Source organism: Pseudomonas sp. LB1P83 (assembly GCF_054897885.1).
Genome location: NZ_CM142709.1, coordinates 2,176,953 through 2,196,317 on the forward strand (window position 1 = coordinate 2,176,953; position 19,365 = coordinate 2,196,317).

General features: G+C 59.8%; 21 protein-coding genes and 1 pseudogene. 10 read left to right on the forward strand and 12 right to left on the reverse strand.

From position 1 onward, the window contains the following. Positions 1-200 precede the first annotated feature (200 nt). From ACYZTY_RS10080 to ACYZTY_RS10090, 3 genes are all read left to right on the forward strand, one after another. Complete coding sequence (locus ACYZTY_RS10080) at positions 201-1,535, forward strand: acetamidase/formamidase family protein (protein ID WP_461958335.1); 1,335 nt, start codon at positions 201-203, stop codon at positions 1,533-1,535. Positions 1,536-1,679: 144 nt separating this feature from the next. After that, complete coding sequence (locus ACYZTY_RS10085) at positions 1,680-2,519, forward strand: HvfB family MNIO-type RiPP peptide maturase (protein ID WP_461958336.1); 840 nt, start codon at positions 1,680-1,682, stop codon at positions 2,517-2,519. Then, positions 2,512-3,270: an HvfC family RiPP maturation protein gene (locus ACYZTY_RS10090; protein ID WP_461958337.1), complete on the forward strand. Its 759-nt coding sequence runs from the start codon at positions 2,512-2,514 to the stop codon at positions 3,268-3,270. The genes ACYZTY_RS10085 and ACYZTY_RS10090 overlap by 8 nt, the downstream gene beginning before the upstream one ends. A 136-nt stretch (positions 3,271-3,406) precedes the next feature. Here ACYZTY_RS10090 and ACYZTY_RS10095 read toward each other — a convergent pair whose 3' ends face one another. The 5 genes from ACYZTY_RS10095 to ACYZTY_RS10115 form a co-directional block, all read right to left on the reverse strand. Next, on the reverse strand, positions 3,407-4,354 hold the full coding sequence (locus ACYZTY_RS10095) for a phosphatidate cytidylyltransferase (RefSeq protein ID WP_461958338.1): 948 nt from the start codon (positions 4,352-4,354) through the stop codon (positions 3,407-3,409). Then, a complete protein-coding gene (locus tag ACYZTY_RS10100) occupies positions 4,351-4,950 on the reverse strand; it encodes a lysophospholipid acyltransferase family protein (RefSeq protein ID WP_461958339.1) in 600 nt (199 codons plus the stop codon). Before ACYZTY_RS10100 ends, ACYZTY_RS10095 begins: the two co-directional genes overlap by 4 nt. Next, positions 4,937-5,569, reverse strand: coding sequence for a CDP-alcohol phosphatidyltransferase family protein (locus ACYZTY_RS10105; RefSeq protein WP_461958340.1), 633 nt, complete (start codon positions 5,567-5,569; stop codon positions 4,937-4,939). The genes ACYZTY_RS10100 and ACYZTY_RS10105 overlap by 14 nt, the downstream gene beginning before the upstream one ends. A 198-nt stretch (positions 5,570-5,767) precedes the next feature. Beyond that, positions 5,768-7,063, reverse strand: a complete 1,296-nt coding sequence (locus tag ACYZTY_RS10110) for an ATP-binding protein (RefSeq protein ID WP_461958341.1) — start codon at positions 7,061-7,063, stop codon at positions 5,768-5,770. Further along, positions 7,060-7,800 carry a response regulator gene (locus ACYZTY_RS10115; protein ID WP_461958342.1) on the reverse strand — a complete coding sequence of 247 codons (741 nt, stop codon included), beginning with the start codon at positions 7,798-7,800 and terminating at the stop codon, positions 7,060-7,062. Before ACYZTY_RS10115 ends, ACYZTY_RS10110 begins: the two co-directional genes overlap by 4 nt. Positions 7,801-8,107: 307 nt before the next feature. Between ACYZTY_RS10115 and ACYZTY_RS10120 the strand changes: the two genes are divergently transcribed. The 3 genes from ACYZTY_RS10120 (at position 8,108) to ACYZTY_RS10130 (ending at position 10,014) form a co-directional block, all read left to right on the forward strand. Next, positions 8,108-8,374, forward strand: coding sequence for a DUF2790 domain-containing protein (locus tag ACYZTY_RS10120; RefSeq protein ID WP_461958343.1), 267 nt, complete (start codon positions 8,108-8,110; stop codon positions 8,372-8,374). Positions 8,375-8,422: 48 nt separating this feature from the next. Further along, positions 8,423-8,635: a hypothetical protein gene (locus ACYZTY_RS10125; protein ID WP_461958344.1), complete on the forward strand. Its 213-nt coding sequence runs from the start codon at positions 8,423-8,425 to the stop codon at positions 8,633-8,635. Positions 8,636-8,805: 170 nt separating this feature from the next. Next, the gene (locus ACYZTY_RS10130) at positions 8,806-10,014 is read left to right on the forward strand and encodes a cytochrome c biogenesis protein DipZ (RefSeq protein WP_461958345.1); all 1,209 of its coding nucleotides are present in this window, start codon (positions 8,806-8,808) and stop codon (positions 10,012-10,014) included. Positions 10,015-10,023: 9 nt separating this feature from the next. Here the strand turns inward: ACYZTY_RS10130 and ACYZTY_RS10135 are convergent, their stop codons facing one another. Beyond that, entirely contained in the window at positions 10,024-11,016 is a 993-nt protein-coding gene (locus ACYZTY_RS10135) for an AraC family transcriptional regulator (protein ID WP_461958346.1), read from the reverse strand. A 179-nt stretch (positions 11,017-11,195) separates the two neighbouring features. Between ACYZTY_RS10135 and ACYZTY_RS10140 the strand changes: the two genes are divergently transcribed. Both ACYZTY_RS10140 and ACYZTY_RS10145 read left to right on the forward strand, forming a co-directional pair. Beyond that, positions 11,196-11,465 carry a DUF4242 domain-containing protein gene (locus ACYZTY_RS10140; RefSeq protein WP_461958347.1) on the forward strand — a complete coding sequence of 90 codons (270 nt, stop codon included), beginning with the start codon at positions 11,196-11,198 and terminating at the stop codon, positions 11,463-11,465. A 36-nt stretch (positions 11,466-11,501) separates the two neighbouring features. Then, positions 11,502-12,314 carry a class I SAM-dependent methyltransferase gene (locus tag ACYZTY_RS10145; protein WP_461958348.1) on the forward strand — a complete coding sequence of 271 codons (813 nt, stop codon included), beginning with the start codon at positions 11,502-11,504 and terminating at the stop codon, positions 12,312-12,314. A 135-nt stretch (positions 12,315-12,449) separates the two neighbouring features. Here the strand turns inward: ACYZTY_RS10145 and ACYZTY_RS10150 are convergent, their stop codons facing one another. From ACYZTY_RS10150 to pcsA, 5 genes and pseudogenes are all read right to left on the reverse strand, one after another. Continuing rightward, entirely contained in the window at positions 12,450-13,376 is a 927-nt protein-coding gene (locus ACYZTY_RS10150) for a universal stress protein (RefSeq protein WP_461958349.1), read from the reverse strand. 50 nt (positions 13,377-13,426) lie between these two features. After that, a pseudogene (locus ACYZTY_RS10155) lies at positions 13,427-13,750 on the reverse strand (GNAT family N-acetyltransferase); the annotation flags it as partial. A 469-nt stretch (positions 13,751-14,219) separates the two neighbouring features. Further along, a complete protein-coding gene (locus ACYZTY_RS10160) occupies positions 14,220-14,843 on the reverse strand; it encodes a GTP-binding protein (protein WP_461958350.1) in 624 nt (207 codons plus the stop codon). A gap of 235 nt (positions 14,844-15,078) precedes the next feature. Then, positions 15,079-15,465: a DUF488 domain-containing protein gene (locus tag ACYZTY_RS10165; RefSeq protein WP_461958351.1), complete on the reverse strand. Its 387-nt coding sequence runs from the start codon at positions 15,463-15,465 to the stop codon at positions 15,079-15,081. Positions 15,466-15,471: 6 nt separating this feature from the next. Next, positions 15,472-16,194 (reverse strand): phosphatidylcholine synthase, encoded by a 723-nt coding sequence (gene pcsA / locus ACYZTY_RS10170; protein ID WP_094471814.1) that lies wholly within the window; start codon positions 16,192-16,194, stop codon positions 15,472-15,474. 269 nt (positions 16,195-16,463) lie between these two features. Here pcsA and ACYZTY_RS10175 point away from each other — a divergent pair, with 269 nt between their 5' ends. Beyond that, positions 16,464-17,183 (forward strand): tellurite resistance TerB family protein, encoded by a 720-nt coding sequence (locus ACYZTY_RS10175; RefSeq protein WP_461958352.1) that lies wholly within the window; start codon positions 16,464-16,466, stop codon positions 17,181-17,183. Between the two features lie 156 nt (positions 17,184-17,339). On the opposite strand, the gene ACYZTY_RS10180 is transcribed toward ACYZTY_RS10175, so the two are convergent. Further along, a complete protein-coding gene (locus ACYZTY_RS10180; RefSeq protein ID WP_461958353.1) occupies positions 17,340-17,786 on the reverse strand; it encodes a cupin domain-containing protein in 447 nt (148 codons plus the stop codon). Positions 17,787-17,978: 192 nt separating this feature from the next. Between ACYZTY_RS10180 and ACYZTY_RS10185 the strand changes: the two genes are divergently transcribed. Further along, a complete protein-coding gene (locus tag ACYZTY_RS10185; protein ID WP_461958354.1) occupies positions 17,979-19,364 on the forward strand; it encodes an iron-containing redox enzyme family protein in 1,386 nt (461 codons plus the stop codon). Position 19,365 lies beyond the last annotated feature (1 nt).

Here is a 19,365-nt window from a genome sequence, read left to right on the forward strand (position 1 = left end):
GTATCCAAACCCCTCCTCGATACAGTTTCCCCCAATTCCGGGGCACTGCCGAACACAGACGAGATACAAACCTGCGATGAACTGCGAAGGCTGTCCGGCGCCCCGAAAAAAGGGCGGTCGCCGCAACTTCATGGCCGTCGCAGCAGGCGGCCGTTTCGCTCCTGATACCGTTCCGCACCGTCTGCGGACAAGGGGACACAATGACATCGCTCCTGTCTGAACCCACCTTGAAATCAACACCCGTCAATCGCTTGCGCGTCGATCACTACACCCAAGGCATCATCGGCCCAAGCCAGCCGATGCTCGGGCCGCTCGCCGACGGCGGCACGCTGATTACCGGCACACCGCCGGGCTGCTGGGGCCCGATGATCACGCCGGCCTTCGAGGGCGGCCACGAAGTGACGCAACCGGTGGCCATCGCCGGTGCAGAAATCGGCGATGCGGTGGCAATCAAGATCAAAAGCATGCGCGTCACCTCGCTGGCGACGTCGTCCGGGGTCATGAGCTTTGTTGAGGGGCGCTACAACGGCGACCCGTTCGTCGCCAAATTCTGCTCCAAGTGCGGCACCGACCACCCGGCCAGCCATGTCGAAGGCATTGGCGAAGAGTCGATTCGTTGTAATAACTGTGGCGCCGAGGTCAGCGCGTTTCGCTTCAGCCATGGCTACGTGATCGTGTTCGATGCGCAAAACCAGGTCAGCCTGACGGTCAATCAGGAGATTGCCAACCAACTGGCCGGCAATGCTTCCGAAATGTCGGCGCTGCCCGAGTTCGCGGCCCAGCATTCGATCCTGTCCCTGGCCCGCGCCGACATCCCCGGCGTTGCCGCGCACATGCGGCCGTTCCTCGGCAACATCGGTACCACGCCGTCCCGTGACTTGCCCGACTCGCACAACTGCGCCGACTTCGGCCAATACCTGATCAACGCGCCACACCGTTTCGGCATGACCCGCGAAGAACTGCACGCGGCCAAGACCGATGGCCATATGGACACCAACTCGATTCGCGAAGGCTGCGTCTTGATCTGCCCGGTGAAAGTGCCGGGGGCCGGTGTGTACATGGGCGATATGCACGCCCAGCAAGGCAACGGCGAGATCGCCGGGCACGCCACCGATTGCTCCGGGGAAACCGAGGTCGTGGTGGAGGTGGTGAAAAACCTCACGCTGGAAGGGCCGATCCTGTTGCAAAACCTCGACGATCTGCCACCGATGGCCCGGCCGATGAGTGCCGAACAGCGGCAGAAAGTCCGCGAACTGGGCGAGCGTTGGGGTCAGACCGAGATCGAGCAGAGCGGCCCGATCACCTTTATCGGCAGCGGCGAGAATCTCAACGTCGCGGTGGAGAACGGCTTGAAACGCGCCGCGTCGGTCACCGGCCTGCCGTATGACGAAGTGCTCAACCGCGCGACCATCACCGGCTCAATCGACATCAGCCGCTTGCCGGGCACGGTGCGCGTGACCTTCCTGTGCCCGATGAACGTGCTCGATCGCATCGGCATCGGCCATCTGGTGCGCGAGAAATACGACCTGGCGTAACGCCTGCCGAAGGGTCTGTACCGAAGTGTGTACAGACCCGCCGGCGATACAACCGCTGCGATTTACCGCCGGACCGGAACACAGACCCGATACAGCACTTCGGTTAACTGTGATTCCGTACTGGCAACCCTTGAGACCGACACCATGCAGACCCCCATCACCTCAGCGAAAGCGACCGTCGGGCTTGGCCTGCGTCGCGGTTTAATGAAGGACCTTGAGGCCGCCCGTACCAGCGATTTCGACTTTCTGGAAGTCGCGCCGGAAAACTGGATCGGCATCGGCGGTGCCCATGGCCATGCGTTGCGCGCCCTGGCTGAGCGTTTTCCGTTGTCCTGTCACGGCTTGTCCCTGTCGTTGGGTGGACCTTCGCCGCTGGACGTCGGATTTCTCCAGGAAGTCCGCGTGTTCCTCGATCAATACAACGTGCCGCTGTACAGCGAGCACCTGAGTTATTGCAGCGATGACGGTCACCTTTACGACCTGTTGCCGCTGCCATTTACCGAAGAAGCGGTGCATCACGTGTCCGCGCGAATTCGCCAGGCTCAGGACATTCTCGGTCGGCGCCTGGCGGTGGAAAACGTGTCCTACTACGCCGCGCCCCAGCAGGACATGGACGAAGTGACGTTCACCAATGCGGTACTGCGTGAAGCCGATTGCGACCTGTTGCTGGACGTCAACAATGTCTACGTCAACTCGATCAATCATGGGTTCGATCCGCAGACCTTTCTGGCGAACATTGATTCGGGCCGGGTGGTGGCGATGCACGTGGCCGGGCACTTCGATGAGTCCGATACGTTGAAAATCGACACCCATGGCGCGTCGGTGAAACCGGTGGTCTGGTCGATGCTGGCGCAAGCGTACGCACGTTTCGGCGCGCAGCCGACGTTGCTGGAGCGGGATTTCAACTTTCCGGCGTTCTCTGAACTGGTGGCCGAATTGCAGACCATTCGCCGTTTGCAGGCCGAGGGGGTGAACCGTGGATAAGCACTCGTTGCATCAACAGCAATCCACCCTGGGTCTGTACCTGCGCGATCCCGATCACTGCGCGCCGCCGGCCGGAATGGATGTGGCGCGGGCACAGGTTTACCGCGACCTGATTTTCGCCAACCTGTCGGCGTTGCTCAGCGGGACCTTTCCGGTGCTGATCAAGATTCTTGGAGATGAACGCTGGCGTTCGCTGGTGCGAATCTTCCTGCGGGACTACCGTGCGCACACGCCGAAATTCGGCGAAATCGCCCAAGAGTTTGTCGAGTTCCTGGCCTCCGGGCCGCAAGCGTTGAGCGAGGGCGTGTGGCCGCCTTTCATGGTGGAACTGGCGCATTACGAATGGGTCGAGATGGCCTTGCAGCAATCCGAGGCTGCGCCATTGCCCGCCAGCGATGCCGGGTTTTTGCTGGATCGACCGTTGCAGATTTCGCCGCTGGCCTGGCCATTGGCGTATGCGTGGCCGGTGCAGTTGGTGGGGCCGGATCATCAGCCAGGCGTTGCACCGCCTCAACCCACGTTATTGCTGGTGCGTCGGGCCGAAGACTGGAGTGTGAAATTTTCCGAGCTGAGCCCGTTGGCATGGCGGTTGTTACAGCGGATCGAGGAATTTCCAGAGCTGGATGGGCGCTCGCAACTGGAAGGATTGGCGGCGGAGGCGGGGACCACCGGGTCGTCAGAATTTATGGAGAGCGGGGCGGCGTTGTTGCGGCAGATGCATGGGGAAGGGGTGGTCGGCATAAAAGCCTGACCCACCCCAATCTCCCAACCACCACTTGTCCCTGTAGGAGCGAGCCTGCTCGCGATGACTGAATCACATCCGACACTGATGTCGACTGACCCACCGCTATCGCGAGCAGGCTCACTCCTACAGGGTTACCCGGTGTTTATTGGACGGAGAAAAAATACCGCGTCAGGTGAAAGAATATCGGCGCCGCAAAGCAAATCGAGTCCATCCGATCAAGCATGCCGCCATGACCTTTAATCATGGTCCCCCAGTCCTTCGCACTCAGGCTGCGTTTAATGGCCGACATGACCAGCCCACCCAGAAAACCCATCACCACGATCACCAGCGACATCAGCAGCGACTGCCAAAAACTGAACGGCGTCATCCAGAACATGCACCCGCCAATCAGCGTGGCCGACAGACCGCCACCCACCAGTCCTTCCACCGTTTTCGACGGACTCACCAGCGGCGCAACCTTGTGCTTGCCGAAGAGTTTGCCGAACACGTACTGCAACACATCACTCAACTGGACGACGAAGACCAGATAGAACAGCAGCAGCGCGTTCTGTCCCTTGAAACCTTCCAGATCCAGCAGCAACAGGGCCGGCGCGTGGCTGATGCAGTAGACGCAAATCATCACCCCCCACTGGATCTTGGCCGCCCGTTCCAGGAAGGCGTCGGTGTCCTGGCTCAGCACCGCAATCGCCGGCAACAGCAGGAAGGCGTACACCGGAATCAACAGCGTGAACAGCGAATACCAATGCGTGCCGATCAGTACGTATTGCAGCGGGATCAGAATGAAAAACGCCGAAAACAGCGCGTTGTGGTCGCCAGGCCGGGTCGGCGTCAGGGTGATGAATTCCCGGAGCGCGAACAGGGAAATGAAGCCAAACAGAATGACCGTCGCGTTCCCGCCCAGCAGGTAGGAGACGAAGAAGATGATCACCATCCCCCACCAGGCATTTACGCGCTGATTGAGGTTTTCGATGGTCGAGATCGAGCCTTCTGTCGTAGCGCGCTTGGCCAGTATCCGGCCGATGATCGAAGCGATGGCCAACAGGCCGGCAATGGCGCCGAAGAACCACAAAAACTTTTCATCAAGATTCATTCCGACAACCTCACAATCGCATTACGCGCCCGATCCAGAAACACCTGTTTTTCCTCGCCGCTGATCCGTTGCAGCGGGTCGCCGATACGGATCGTGCAGATAATGGGCAGCGGCACGTGTTTGCCTTTTGGCATGGAGCGATGCAGGTTTTCCAGGTAGATGGGCACCAGGTCCACCTCGGGGAACGTCTCGGCCAAGCGGAACAGACCCGATTTGAAAGGGCCGGGCAACGCCTCGCTGCCGCGCGTGCCTTCCGGAAAGATGATGATCGAATGGCCGGCGCGCACCACATCGAAAATCGGCTCCAGCACGTTGACGCCGGGTGCGGGGTTACGATCGATCAGCACCGCATTCAAGCCTTTCTGCGAGATGTACGACAGAAACCGGTTCTTTCCCCAGTAGTCAGCCGCCGCGACCGGTTTCACGTTCACCCGTGCTTCCGGTGGCAGGGCGGCGATGATTGCCAAGGTGTCCATGTGGCTGGAGTGATTGGCGAAATAGATGCGCTGGCGTGTCAGGTCCGGTGGGCTTTCCCAGCGGGCGGTGACGCCTATGAGGAATCGAAGAACAGAAATCAGCGCGTTACTGATCCACATGGTGATTCCCCTTCAGTTGGCGCGAGATGGCCAGGGTTCGCGTGACGCAGGTCGCAGCGGAGCCGGCTGCGATGATGATTAGCGCGATCAACAGCACGTAGTGAGTGCCATAAACGGTGGCTTCGACGGCATTCAACACAAGGCTAGCGGTCATCACGGCCATTCTGTGCTGTTTGGCCATGGGGCCCATGAAGCTCTGCTTCAGACCAATCGAACCGCCGAACACCCTGACATACGCCGTCAGCGCCGCGGCCAGCGCAGCGAACCAGCCGAGATCGGCGTAGCCGATGGCATACCCCAGCGCGACGATCAGCAGGCTGTCGGCGATGCGGTCGGGGAATTCGTTGTAGAGGCTGCCGATGTCGGATTTCTTGCCGCCCTCGATCGCCACCATTCCGTCGAAAAGATTGCACAGCAGGCGCAATTGAATGCCCACGGCGCAGAGGAGCGAGCCGACAAGACCGTTATCGATATTCAGTGCCACCGCCCCGGCGAGCGCAAAGGCGATGCTGGCGACGGAGATCTGATTGGGGGAGATGTCTCTTTTCACCAGAAGGTCGGTGATGTGTTTCGCCCAGCCCGCAGAGCGCGTCTTGATGGGCCTTCGGTTGTCATCCATTTGCCAATATCCCTATAAGTGTCGGTTGCTGTCGGGTGCGCGCGACTGTGTCCGACAATATAAAGGCTTTCTTTCGCCTTTGGGCCGTTTGTAGGAGCGAGGCTTGCCCGCGAAGAACGATGACTCGGTTCTCAAGTGGAACCGCGTAACGGCCTTCGCGGGCAAGTCGGATCGCCGCACCGCTCGCTCCTACAGAAGCTAAACCGGCAACCGAAGCTCCGCGCAGAGCCCGCCGCCCTCACGATTGCTCAACGTCAACGATCCCCCGAGCGCCAACGCCAATTGCTGTGCAATCGCCAGCCCCAGACCGGTTCCGCCGGTGCTGCGGTTGCGCGAATTCTCTACCCGGTAAAACGGTTCCATTACGTGGGCCAATTCCTCTTCGGCTATCCCCGGTCCGCGATCCATGACCTTCACCGAGAGGCCACCATTTTTCGCTTCCACCCACAGTTCAGCGGCCCCGGCGAACTTCAGTGCGTTATCCGTCAGGTTCACCAGGATCCGCCGCAAGGCATGCGGCCGGATATCGATCACCGCGCCACATTTGCCACTGAGCTGCACGTCTTTGCCCACGTCCTGATAGTCAAACACCAGGCTGTCGAGGAACGAATCCAGGTCGGTGCGGCGGCTCTCTTCGGTGGCGCCGTGAACGCTGCGGGCATAGGCCACGCCTTCGCGCACCAGATGCTCCATCTCGCCGAGATCGTTCCACAGTTTGTCTTTCTCGCTGGAGTCGTCCATGAATTCGGCGCGCAGTTTCATGCGGGTGATTGGGGTTTGCAGGTCGTGGGAAATCGCTGCCAGCAGTTGCATGCGCTCCTTCAGGTACGCGGCGATGCGCGCCTGCATCGAATTGAAGGCGATGGCGGCATGGGCGACTTCGGTCGGGCCTTTTTCGTCCAGGTGCACCGCGTGGGTGTTGGGATCAAGGTTGTCCACCGCCTCGGCAAGGCGGGTGAGGGGGCGGATGGCGATTCGCACGGCCAGCCAGGTGCAGAGAATCATCAGCGCCAACTGACCCAGCAAGACGATGGGCAACCACGGCGACAACGGTATCATCGATGGCCTCACGTCGATGGTCACCGGGCTGCCATCCGCGAGTTTCAGGTGGACCTGAAAGTGTTTCTGCTCGCCGGGAATGTCAGTCACGGTCATCGGGTAATCCTTGCCGATGGCGTCTTTGATCGAGGTCATCGCGATGGGCGTATCGCTCATGGCCACGCCCGGTGAGCCTTCGTCCAGCAAATAACGGTAGTTGCGGCGGTTCAGTTGTTGCAGCCAGCTCATGCGTTCTTCCGCCGGCAAACGGTCGAGGATCGCAATGGACGTCGAGACGTCGGTTTCCAGGTTGCCGAGCATGGTGTTTTTCGCGCTTTCGTAACGCTCGTAATACTGCGCGCCGAAGGACAACGCCTGGGCCAGGATCAGGCCGATCAGAAAGATCAGTGACAATCGCGAGGCGAGGGTGCGGGGCCAACGAAGCGAAAGGTTCATGACGGCGCACCGAGCACTTCCACCGGCAGGGAAAACACATAGCCCTCGCTGCGCACGGTTTTGATGTAGGCCGGTTCGCGGGCATCGTCCAGCAAACGCTGGCGCAAGCGGCTCACCAGCAAGTCGATGGAACGGTCAAACAGATCGGCGTCGCGGCCCTGGGTCAGGTTGAGCAGCTGGTCACGATTGAGCACCCGCTGAGGGTGATCGAGGAACACCCGCAGCAATCGATATTCCGCGCCGCTGAGCGCGACCATGGTGCCGTCTTCATCCAGCAAGTGCCGCGCCGAGGTGTCCAGGCGCCAGCGCCCGAACGCCAGCAGGCGACCGCTTTCGGTGACCACCAGGTTCGGCGGCAGCATCCGCGTGCGACGCAGTACGGCGTTGATTCGTGCGAGCAGTTCACGAGCGGCGAACGGTTTGACCAGGTAATCGTCGGCGCCCATTTCCAGGCCGATGATGCGGTCGGTTTCGTCGTTGCGGGCAGTGAGCATCAGTACTGGCGTGGCCTTGTGTTTGCCGGCGCGCAGCTCGCGGCAGAGCATCAGGCCGTCGTCGCCCGGCATCATGATGTCGAGCACGATCAGGTCCACCGGCGTGGAGTCAAGGAAGGTGCGCATCTGACGCCCGTCGGCGACGACCGTGGTGCGCAGGCCGTTCTTCTTGAGGTAGTTGCCTACCAGTTCCCGGATCTCGCGGTCATCGTCCACGATGAGAATGTGATCGACGTGTTCCATGGGGCCAAGCCTCTATCAATGGGGGATGTTGCGCAGTCTATCGAGCCTTGGCCCGCTCGCCCGCCCCCCTTTGTATTGCAGTGTATCTGGCGTGGCGGCGGATACACGCAAACGTAAAAAATGCGCTTTTCCAGCGGTTTTGTATCGCTCTGTATCAGGGGCCGACTTTGATACGTACCGATTTACACGCGGCTGTTTTCGACACAGACGAGATACCTCGCGAGCTTCTAATGGGTTCCATCGAGGCAAACCAGAACGCCTCGGCTCAATTGAACGACCTACCCATTGAAGCCTTGAGGAAAATACCATGAACACCAAAGCCATCTACGCCGCTTGCCTGTTTGCCGCCCTGAACATCTGCACCTTGTCGGCCCGCGCCGAAGCCGCCGATGTCACCGCCAAAACCTACACCTACGGCACCCACCTGGACATCAAGAAAGTGGTGTCGGTGAAAGAAGACGCCGCGCCTTCCTGCGGGATTGTGAATGCCAAGCTGACCTACCTGGATTCCCAGCACAAGACCCAGGTGCTGGATTACCGCAAATTTGCCGACGGCTGCAACTCGGACAACTGAGTCCTTCGCTGACCGATCGCCAACCCCCATTGAAACAGGAAGAACACCATGAACAACGTCACCCGCTTTTTGACCGCTGTTGCCTTCTCCGTAGCCGGCGCTGCTGCCCATGCCAATGCCGCTGTTGAACAGAAAAGCTGTGGCAGCGCGACTTGCTTCCAACTGACGCCGGTGGCGGAGCAGAGCGGACATGCCTTCCTGGCACAGGACGGTGCAAGCCGTACGCCGCAGGGCCAGCAGCTGGATAACCAGACGGTCTGAAGCCCAAGTACTGTTTTGAGCCCATCACAATTCCAATGTAGGAGTGAGCCTGCTCGCGATGGCGGTGTGTCAGGTAACACTGATTCGACTGACACGCCGCCATCGCGAGCAGGCTCACTCCTACAGGGGATCGGTGGTGTGTCGTCCCTCTCTATTTCAAGGTGATTACCATGTTTCTCATCGCTTTCCTGGGCGGCATATTGACCGTCCTCAGCCCCTGCATCCTCCCGGTCGTGCCGTTCCTGTTCGCCGGGGTCAAGCGCACGCGTTCATCCATCCTGCTCACCCTTGGCGGGATGGTCCTGACCTTCGCCCTGATCTCCAGCCTGGCGGTGGTCAGCAGCGAATGGGTAGTGCAAGCCAACAACACCGGTCGCCATGTCGCCCTGATCGTGATGGCGCTGTTCGCCCTGTCGCTGATTTCCGCCCGGGTCGGAGACTGGATGGCCCGTCCGTTCGTGGCGCTGGGCAATCGCCTCGACCCCGACACCCGCAAAATGTCCGGCCCGCTGGGTTCGGTCATGATTGGCGTGGCCACGGGTCTGCTCTGGGCACCGTGTGCCGGCCCGATCCTCGGCGTGATCCTCACCGGTGCCATGCTGCAAGGCGCCAACGCCCAGACCAGCCTGTTGCTGCTGGCGTACGGCCTGGGCAGCGCGTTGTCCCTGGGCACCTTGATCTTCTTCGGTCGCGGCCTGGTCAATCGCTTGAAAGCGTCGATCCCGGTCACCGGTTGGCTGCGTCGTGGTGCCGGTGTAGCGGTACTGGCCACCGTGGCGGTGATTTCCACCGGTGCCGACAGGACACTGCTCGCCGGCACCTCGTCCGAAGGCGTCAGCAGCCTCGAAAAAGGTGTGCTGGAAACCGTGCCGAAGGTCGTCGACTACTTCGTCAGCAAGGTCAAGGCCGACTCCATGGACAACGCCCAAGGCGCCATGCCGTCGCTGTCCGGTGCCGTCCAGTGGCTCAACTCGCCAGCGCTGAGCAATGACTCGCTCAAAGGCAAAGTGGTGCTGGTGGACTTCTGGACTTACGACTGCATCAACTGCCTGCATACCTTGCCGTACGTGAAGGACTGGGCGAAGAAATACGAGAAGGATGGCCTGGTGGTCGTCGGCGTCCACACCCCTGAATACGGTTACGAGCGCATCATCGACAACGTCAAGGATCAGGTGAAAAAGCTCGGCATTACCTACCCGGTGGCCATCGACAACAACTACGCGATCTGGCGCGCCTTCGACAACCAGTACTGGCCCGCTCACTACCTGATCGACGCCAAGGGCCAGGTGCGTTACACCCACTTTGGTGAAGGCGCCTACGAAACCCAGGAGAAAATGATTCAGCAACTGCTGGAAGAGGCCAAGGCACCTGCCGCGTAACCCTCGAAATCAATGGCTCACTGGCTGCGCGCCGTGGGCCATTGGTTTTTTCTCCTGATTGCGCCGCCACGCCGCTGGTGGCGCGCCGTACTCTCGACGAAAGGCCCGGCTGAACGCCGTGTCGGTCTGGTAACCCACCTCTTCGGCAATCCGCATCAACGAACTGTTACTGCTGCGTAACAGGTTGGCCGCCAGCAACATCCGCCACTGCGTCAGGTACTGCATCGGCGAACTCCCCACCAGTTGCGCGAAGCGTTCCGCCAACACCGACCTTGACGTGCCAGCGGTCCGCGCCAGTTCATCCAGCGTCCAGGCGTGACAGGGTTTTTTGTGCAACGCATTCAGGGCAGCGCCGACGATCCGGTCGCCCACACCTGCGAGCCAACCGGTCCGGCCTTCACCGTGCTCGTTCATGTACAGGCGCAACACCTCGATGAACAACACTTCGGCCAGTTTCGCCAGCACACCTTCGCCGCCCGGCCTGGGCGAGCGCGCTTCGGCCAGCGCATAACGGACTGAAGATTCCAGCCAGATGCCGGCATTCGAGCCGCGCACATTGACCCGGACCACGGCCGGCAACCCCGTCAGCAACATGCCCGCCAACCGCGTATCGCACGCCAGATAACCGCACACCAGCCGCGTCACCGCGCCGCCACCGCCATAGCTCAGTTGCCGGGGACGGCGTGCCAGCACCACGTCCAGGCGCTTGCCGGTGACCGGCGTTAATCCGGGTTGAGAGCTCATGCGATGGGCGTCGCCCTGAGGGAACACCACCACATCGCCGGCCGTCAGCCGCAGCGGCGGATCGTTGCCCATTTCGACATAGCACTCGCCTTCGGTGATCAAGTGAAAGATCACCACCCGCTCTGCGCCAGGCTCCAGAAACGGTGCCGCCGTGTCGGCGCTGGGCGACTGGTAGCACCAGGGCGCAGTGAACCTGGCATTGATGAAAATCGCACCGACCAGGCGGACGACGCGCAGGGTTTGGGACAGGGCGTCCATGGTGGTTTCCGTGCGGAGGGCTTCCTGATTGTGAGCGCGTCTGCGCCAAACGTGAATTCTCCGGACGATCGGGTAGTGTTGCCCGACGATCGGGCAGGACGCAGGCGTGCAGCGGAGCGATAGTTTGCCTACAGGGCCACTGCCGACCCTGTCATCCATAACAAGAATGAGAGGTTGCTATGCCGAAGTTCGTCATAGAACGCGAGATTCCAGGTGCTGGAACACTGTCAGAAAGGGATTTGAAAGCCGCTTCGCAAAAGTCCTGCCGGGCGTTGCGCGAGCTACCGGAGGTGCAGTGGCTTCAGAGTTATGTCACGGGCGACAAGTTGTACTGCGTGTACATCTCGCCCAGCGAAGCGCTGATTCAGGAGCACGCCAGGCAGAGCGGTTTCCCGGCCAACCGCATTTCTCAAGTCATGAACATCATCGATCCGACCACGGCGGAATAAGCCGGGGCAGCGTTCCAACCCTACGGAGCTGACTTAATGAGTACCCCCATTGATCTCACTGCCTTGAAAAACCGCCAGATGGCCTCCTGGGCCAGCGGCGACTATGCCGTGATCGGCACCACCCTGCAGATTGTCGGCGAGCAACTGGCCGAAGCCTGTGACTTGCTCTGCGACGAGCGTGTGCTGGACGTGGCCGCCGGCAACGGCAATGCGACGCTGGCCGCCGCACGCCGTGGCTGCAACGTCACTTCCACCGATTACGTCCCCGCGCTGCTGGAACGCGGCGAAGACCGGGCCCGGGCAGAACGCCTGGACGTGACCTTCCAGGTCGCCGATGCCGAGGCACTGCCGTTCGAAGACGCGAGCTTCGATGCCGTGCTCTCGACCTTCGGTGTGATGTTTACGCCGGACCAGCCCAAAGCCGCCGCGGAACTGGCGCGCGTCTGTCGCCCCGGCGGCCGGATCGGCCTGGCCAACTGGACGCCTGAAGGCTTTGTCGGCCAGATGTTCAAGACCCTGGGCCAGCACATGCCGCCACCGGCCGGCGCGCAACCGCCCTCAAATTGGGGAAACGAAGCCTGGTTGCACTCGCAGTTCGATGAACGCAGCTTCCTGGTGCAGGTGACGCGGCGGACCTTCAACTTCCGCTACCGCTCGGCGGCGCACTTCATTGACACTTTTCGCAACTGGTACGGCCCACTCCACAAGGCCTTCGCAGCGCTGCCTCCCGACGGTGCCCAGGCCTTTGAAAGCGACCTGACCGAACTGATCAACCGGATGAACAGGGCGGGAGAAAAATCGTTGGTGGTGCCGAGTGAATACCTGGAAGTGGTAATCACCCGACGCTGAACCAACAACACAAAACCCCTGTAGGAGTGAGCCTGCTCGCGATAGCGGTCTATCAGTCGATGTAGATATTGACTGATAGACCGCTATCGCGAGCAGGCTCACTCCTACAGGGGCTTTGCGGTGTCTGAAAGAGGGTCACTCATCCACCCGCTCGGTGTACACCACCCACACACTGCACGGCATTTTGTACAGAAGATGCTCCACCGTGCTGCCAATCAACCGGCCCAAACCGCGATGGCCGACCCGGCCCATGACAATCACGTCGACGTCATACGCATCGGCATAACGGGTCAGCACCTTGGCCGGGTTGCCCATGATCATGTGCCGTTGCTCGGGCGCGATGCCGTTGCGTTCGGCCAATTCGTTGAAGGCGTCTTCCTGGTAGTCGAACAGGGTCTTGGCCTTGCCGGAATTGAAAAACGCCGAACCATTGTCGAAGCCGAACTCGTCCGCGCTGATGGATGAAAGGTCATAGGCATAGACCACATCCAGTTCGGCGTTACAGGCACTCGCCAGTTTCGCCGCTTCGTGCAGGATCCGGTCATTGAACGTTTTGTAGTGATCGTCGCGATGGAAAGGGTCGACCGCCGCGACGATCCTGCGTGGCAGGGCGTGAACGGCATGGCTGACGAAATGCAGCGGTACCGGGCATTCGCGCAGCAGGTGCACGTCGAGCGGGGTAAACAACAGCCGCGACAGCAACGATTCGTGCTCCAGTGCCTTGATCAGCACGTCCATCGGCTGCTCTTTGAGGTGAATCAGGATTTCTTCCAGCGGGCGTTCGACCCACGCCACCTCAGTGGTGACGTGCACGCCGATCTTGCGCAAGGGCCGGGCCTGTTCTTCGAGCCACTGGCGGTGTCGATCGACGTAGCCCAGACGCATCTGCTCCAGGGCCTTTTCGTTGACCAGGCTGGCGGTCGCCAGGCCTTCCAGATAATCGAAAGCCACGATGTGCAACGCCGCGTCTTCGGCCTTGGCCAGCGCCGCGGCCCGGTCGAAGGCGGGGCTGTGCTCCATCAGTGGCGAGGCGACCAGCATGAAGCGTGATTGACCAGACATGGCAAACCTCCCGTGGGTGAACGAAGAGACAGCGGTCATTCAATAGCCATTCAATCCCTTAAGTATTGACCATGATCAACGTCCCGTCCGGCGGCCCGGGGAAGGCGCAGTTCCATGATGATGGTGCGCTCGGCACCGTGGAATTCATCGCGGACCTTTCGAAAGCCCAGTTTGGAGTAGAAGGCTTGCGCGGTGATGGAGGAGGGGACGCGCAATACCTCGATGTTCGCCTCGGTGGCGAGGGTTTCGATCATTGCCATCAATTGCCGGCCGAGTCCGCGCTCTTGATGGGCGGGGTCGACAAATACGCTGCTCACGACATCGCAATCAAGACTCGCGGTGGCGACTACGTGGTGATCGATAGTTGCGACAAATTGGTAACTCAATCCCTTGAACACCCAAAAAACCTTTGGGAGCGAGCTTGCTCGCGATGACTGACTACCTGTCGATTTAAATGTCGACTGACAGTCTGCTATCGCGAGCAAGCTCGCTCCCACAAGGATTTCTGGTGTTATTTATAGCTAAACAACCTTGGCGTCGTACTTCCAGCAGTTTGCGCAACACGGAGCGTGTGGCACTGCACCTCGACCTCGCAGTGACATACCCAATCGTGAAGTTTGAATGGCGAGTTTTAGAGGTATATCCGTCCTTGATGACTACCACCATCTATGACTTCCACTTGCGGGATACTCTACGTCGGTCAGTAGTTTTGACTGTGTCACGAATACCAACAACCTCATTTTCGTCCCTTACTTTTAAATGCCACGCTCAACACGATCTGTCATAACAATATCGCGACCAGAGATCGAGAACACGTCCACGGCCGGTGTCAGGAGCAGCTTGTCAATCAGCATGTTCAGACGTCCGAATATAAGTATCCATCGTCTCGACCAACTTCTTAACGGCTGTAGTGCCCATCTGATTGTTGTCTTGACCCTCCAACGCCATCAGCGCTGAACCGATGATGACCGGAGTGTCGCTACCCGAGTAACCATTAATATCCAGCTCGTTTCGCAATGTCATCAAAAACGCCAGCTGGTTTTCGTCGTCAACATTTGTAGTATTGTTCACGAATACAACGAGGTTCGAAATGCCAGCCTGGCGGGACGACAGGATGTGCTTGCGGAATTGCATCGGACCATCAGTGGCCGCGACAGCCAAGATAGCGCCATCCTCCCGGGCAGGACCGTCAATCATGCTGGTTACGTAGCTAGCGTGAGTTGGGGCGTCAACGTGTGCGTAGTGACGCTCGGACGACTTGTGTTCAGCGTGAGCAGTGTTAATGGTGATGTCACGTGCTCTTTTTTCTGGGGGGCTATCGATATTATTGGGAGTCAAACCTGGCCAAACCGAAGCTTTGGAGCATACACACCTCAGCGCATCGGTAAGATTATTGACGGTAGATTTGTCACCAAAGACATATACAGTACCGGAAATGTTATTAAGTTCTGAGTTAGGGGTGTTCATGAATGTTAGCTCCTCAATTTAAATTTAAGGCGGAAATCAGAGTGCTGGTTCATGGTGGAGGCTACAGGTTTGGCTAGCAGACGCGCACCTGTAATAGTTGACAGTTGACGTTAATAAAGATGTCGACTATGAGATTAGCTAGTTGAACTCTTTGGAGCGGTTTTTATTGCGGCTCAGAATAATAAAATAGTGCTTGAGTCTAAGATCTGCTAATTGATACGTTCAACTGTGGGAGCTAAGCGATCTGCGCTCCGCGTGCTTCCAGCAGTTCCCGCAACACTGACCGATGGCAATGCGCTTCTTCTTCGCAGTAGCAACCAACCGCCAGCGACGTTTGATGGGAAAGGGCGGCCAGCAGATCCAGCAACTGATTGGGCGCGGGATGGTTCATTTCAGCCTTGAACTTGCGCCTGAACGCCTCCCAGGCTTTCTCATCCTCGGCCGCTTTGGCTTCGGCCACCAGCTCCGCACTCGGCGAAAGCAGCGGTTGCCACACATCATAAAAGTCCCGGCTGGCAAACTCGGCCTTCGGTACACCGCGAGGCGGGCGGCGTACCGTGCCGATCCGAAGGCCTTCATCGGTCGAGCGGGGTGAGCCGAGTCGTACGATATGGATGGCCATGCCGGGCTACTTGTGACGCGATCCGTCAAACCACTCCATGGCGGTGCGCCAGATGCAGATCCCCAGGAAGTAAGCCGACATCAGCAGCCAAAGCCCCATCACCATCGGGTTGATGACCGGATGGTTGACCACCAGCGACAAGCTGCACAGCAACCAGATGGCCGTCACGGCGATGTTGATCGGCATGAACTTGCGCACGCGGAAGGGGTGCAGGAACTTCATGCGCGTCACGGTCAGCAAGGCCAGGCCGATGACGGTCAGGAAGGTAATCCATGGCGACGGAGCGATGATGTACAGGCACAGGGCAACCACGTTCCACGCGGCGGGGAAGCCCTGGAAGTAGTTGTCCTTGCTTTTCATGTTGACGTTGCAGAAGCAAAACAGCGACGAGACCAGAATCAGCGACACGGTCAGCAGCAATGTGTAGTCCGGCAACGGGATGTAGCGATAGATGAACAGCGCGGGGATGAACACATACGTCAGGTAGTCGATCACCAGATCGAGGATCGATCCATCGAAACTGGGCAGCACCGATTGCACATTGACCTTGCGCGCCAAGGCACCGTCCAGCCCATCGACGATCAGGGCCACGCCCAGCCACAGCAGGCAGTTGGTGGCCTGGTTTTCCAGCAAGGCGAGGGTGGCGAGGAAGGCAGTGACCACGCCGGTGGCGGTAAAACCATGGGCGCCCCATGCTTTGAGCCTGGCGATGTGTAGGGTGGATATCACGGGGGCGTTCTCCAAAAAGTGAAGCAAGCCAGTCATCACCCTCATCATCGAGGGCGGCGGCAAACCGGTTCGGTTGCAGGTATCGACCGGAAATCCGGGAATAAGGTTCACCGTCTGTGAATCTTAGCTGGGCCGGCAAGAAATACTCTGGATTAATCCGTACTGATGTTCACTTAAATAAGGTGCTTCAGGCCAAACGGTGGTGGCGCATTTAGTAGCGAGGACTATTGTTGCCTGACCGGGTCACTCCCATCGATGAGGACGTCGTCATGAACACCAGCGATTTGCTCGAACAACTTCTGCGGGGCCAGGGCTCCGGGGCGCAACAGGGTGGCGCATCCGCTCAGGGAGGCATCGGCGGCGGTCTGGGCGGATTGCTTGGCGGCCTGTTGGGCGGTGGCGCCGGCTCAAGCGCGGGCGGTGGCGGTTTGGGTGGGTTGCTCGGTGGTCTGTTGGGCGGCGGCTCACCCATGGGCGGCTCGACCCAGACCCGCTCGGGGGGTGGCACCAACTACGCGGCCCTGGCGTCGCTCGGGATGATGGCCTTTCAGGCGTATCAGGCGTGGCAACGCAATCAGGCTGCTGCGCCGCAAGAGGCACCGCGCACCGTCGATCTTTTATCCGGCCCGGAAGTCGAGGACCACAGCCATGCAGTCCTGCGCGCATTAATAGCTGCAGCGAAGGCCGATGGCCGGATCGACGATTCCGAGAAGCAGATGATCAGTACCGAAATCGGACGCCACACCGATGACCCGGAACTGCAGCAATGGCTGGATGATGAAGTTGCCCGGCCACTGGATGCTGCTGATGTGGCGCAGTCGGCGACGGATCCAGGCATGGCGGCGGAAATGTATCTTGCCAGTGTGATGCTGGTGGACGATCAGCAGGAGGCCGAGCGCAACTATCTGGATGAACTGGCGGCCGCGCTTAAGATTGAACCGGATTTGCAAGTGCATCTGGAGCAGCAGGCCAAGGGTGGTGTTGCATAGTGACCACCGACTTGTAGCAGCTGCCGAGCAACGCGAGGCTGCGTTCGGCGACGAAGTCGTCGTAAAACCTGCGCATGCGGTCATCCTGGTGCACCGCGAGGCCTGATTTCACGACGACTTCGTCGCCGAACGGAGCCTCGCGCAGCTCGGCAGCTGCTACAAAGTTGGCGGGGATTTCGGGATCAGGAAGATAACCCCGTGCGCCTCGGCAATCTCGAGTATCCGGGGCAAATCCTCCGGCACTCTTAATTGATGCACGGCCGCAAAAAACTGCCCGCCACGCGGGTCGGACACCACGCCAATCATCTTCGCGGTAGGGCTGATGTTCTTGTAGGCATGGATGGCGCCCCCGGGAATATGCACGTAACCCCCGGCGGAGACGGTGGTGGACTTGCCCGCCACGGTCACTTCGACCTGACCGTCGACCACGTAAAACGCTTCATCCCACGGATGAAAGTGCGGTGGCGGCCCTCCGCCTTGCACGCCTTCCTGAATATGCATTTCAAAGGGTTTGCTCAGATCGCCGCCCGCGAGGATCGTGATCGCCTCACCTACGACGTTCACCGGCGCCGGCGATTGCTCGATGACGTGCACCGTTCGCATGATTGCTCTCCGAAGATGAGTAAACACCCGCTGAGTATATGCCTGTCGCGCCGGCTGGACTCCGCCACCCAGGCCCGTCCGTCAGGGCAATTTCAACGCCGATTGAATTTTTTTCCGGGCAAATCGCTCTTCTGAAGTAGAGACGTCTTGATTGAGCGTCCTGCCACTGGCCTCAGACCGAGAGATGCGCCTATGACTGCCCTGACACGACTTGAATCGCGGCCTGCCGACGAACACCCGATCCCGGCCGCCGGAAGCCTGAGACAGGCCTATGAACATTTGCTGCTTGGCGACGACCCCGAGCAACGGCGCACACTCGCCCGAACCTTTCTTGAGGCGCAGCTCGAACATGCCACCGACCTGCCTCAGGAGATGCCGACGGACCTGTCGGCGCTGCAATCTTTCGTTGAACAGCACAGCGTCGATGTTGCTCGCCAATACGCTGACTACCTGCAGCAACGCAAGGCAGGCGGGCCGCGCCAGTTCTTCACCAACAAGGCGCACGCGCTGTTCTTCCTGCAAGCCGTTGCCCCGACCAAACTGGTCGACGGCGCCTGGCTGTTTGGCCTCCTGCGCCACTGGCGCGACCCGCGTTTCGAAGGGCTGATTTGCACTTATCTGGAGGAACTGGGCGACGGCAACCCCGCGCAGAATCATGTGGTGATTTACCGCAAACTGCTGGCCGAACATGGCTTGCAAGACACCGGGGTGATCGCCGACGAGCACTACCTGCAAGGCGCGATACAACTGGCGCTGGGTGAATCCGCCGACGAGTTTCTGCCTGAGGTGATCGGCTACAATCTTGGCTACGAACAACTGCCACTGCATTTGCTGATCAGCGCCTATGAGCTCAGCGAATTGGGCATCGATCCGTATTACTTCACCCTGCATGTGACCATCGACAATGCCAGCACCGGCCACGCGCACAAAGCTGTGCAGTCGGTGCTGCAACTGCTGCCGGTGGAAGGCGATCGTGAAGACTTTCTGCGCCGGATCGCGTTGGGTTATCGGCTCAACGATCTGGGGCAGGGCAGTCGCGCAATCATCGAATCGTTCGACCTCGACGCCGAGTTGCTCAACATGCTTGAGCGCAAGCGCCCGTTCGGCCAGCACATGCATTCCGACTACTGCCGCTTTGAAGGCAAGACCGTCAACCAATGGCTGTCGTCACCGGAACAGTTGCCCGGTTTCCTCGCTGCAATGGAAAACAAAGGCTGGATCAAACGTCAGCAGGACCCTCAAGCCAGCCGTTTCTGGCAGTTGATCGAGGGGGACGGCGCCGCCATGTTCGGCGTGTTCAGCCCTTATGAAAAACAGCTGCTGCATGACTGGATCGCTGGCGACTGGACGCCTGAACGCCCACCCACAGCGGTTCGCCGGGGCACGAGTGTCGCGACCGAACCGACGCTGTCCGACAACGACCCGGATATCCAGAGCCTGCAAACCGCGCTGGACGGGCTCACCGCGCACGAGCAGATGCCGGTGTTAATCCCGTGGCTGTCGGCCCATCGACATTCCCATCCGGCCGGCCTGATGGCCACGCGACGGTTTATCGAACTCAAATCCCGCCTGCGATAGG

Coding starts and splice junctions, on each gene's coding strand:
- ACYZTY_RS10125 (WP_461958344.1), top strand. CDS start 8,423: ATGAACAACGTCACCCGCTTTTTGACCGCTGTTGCCTTCTCCGTAGCC.
- ACYZTY_RS10185 (WP_461958354.1), top strand. CDS start 17,979: ATGACTGCCCTGACACGACTTGAATCGCGGCCTGCCGACGAACACCCG.
- ACYZTY_RS10150 (WP_461958349.1), bottom strand. CDS start 13,376: ATGTCTGGTCAATCACGCTTCATGCTGGTCGCCTCGCCACTGATGGAG.
- ACYZTY_RS10115 (WP_461958342.1), bottom strand. CDS start 7,800: ATGGAACACGTCGATCACATTCTCATCGTGGACGATGACCGCGAGATC.
- ACYZTY_RS10140 (WP_461958347.1), top strand. CDS start 11,196: ATGCCGAAGTTCGTCATAGAACGCGAGATTCCAGGTGCTGGAACACTG.
- ACYZTY_RS10180 (WP_461958353.1), bottom strand. CDS start 17,786: ATGCGAACGGTGCACGTCATCGAGCAATCGCCGGCGCCGGTGAACGTC.
- ACYZTY_RS10145 (WP_461958348.1), top strand. CDS start 11,502: ATGAGTACCCCCATTGATCTCACTGCCTTGAAAAACCGCCAGATGGCC.
- ACYZTY_RS10165 (WP_461958351.1), bottom strand. CDS start 15,465: ATGGCCATCCATATCGTACGACTCGGCTCACCCCGCTCGACCGATGAA.
- ACYZTY_RS10095 (WP_461958338.1), bottom strand. CDS start 4,354: ATGAATCTTGATGAAAAGTTTTTGTGGTTCTTCGGCGCCATTGCCGGC.
- ACYZTY_RS10120 (WP_461958343.1), top strand. CDS start 8,108: ATGAACACCAAAGCCATCTACGCCGCTTGCCTGTTTGCCGCCCTGAAC.
- ACYZTY_RS10110 (WP_461958341.1), bottom strand. CDS start 7,063: ATGAACCTTTCGCTTCGTTGGCCCCGCACCCTCGCCTCGCGATTGTCA.
- ACYZTY_RS10135 (WP_461958346.1), bottom strand. CDS start 11,016: ATGGACGCCCTGTCCCAAACCCTGCGCGTCGTCCGCCTGGTCGGTGCG.
- ACYZTY_RS10160 (WP_461958350.1), bottom strand. CDS start 14,843: ATGAACACCCCTAACTCAGAACTTAATAACATTTCCGGTACTGTATAT.
- ACYZTY_RS10100 (WP_461958339.1), bottom strand. CDS start 4,950: ATGTGGATCAGTAACGCGCTGATTTCTGTTCTTCGATTCCTCATAGGC.
- ACYZTY_RS10080 (WP_461958335.1), top strand. CDS start 201: ATGACATCGCTCCTGTCTGAACCCACCTTGAAATCAACACCCGTCAAT.
- ACYZTY_RS10085 (WP_461958336.1), top strand. CDS start 1,680: ATGCAGACCCCCATCACCTCAGCGAAAGCGACCGTCGGGCTTGGCCTG.
- ACYZTY_RS10130 (WP_461958345.1), top strand. CDS start 8,806: ATGTTTCTCATCGCTTTCCTGGGCGGCATATTGACCGTCCTCAGCCCC.
- ACYZTY_RS10175 (WP_461958352.1), top strand. CDS start 16,464: ATGAACACCAGCGATTTGCTCGAACAACTTCTGCGGGGCCAGGGCTCC.
- ACYZTY_RS10105 (WP_461958340.1), bottom strand. CDS start 5,569: ATGGATGACAACCGAAGGCCCATCAAGACGCGCTCTGCGGGCTGGGCG.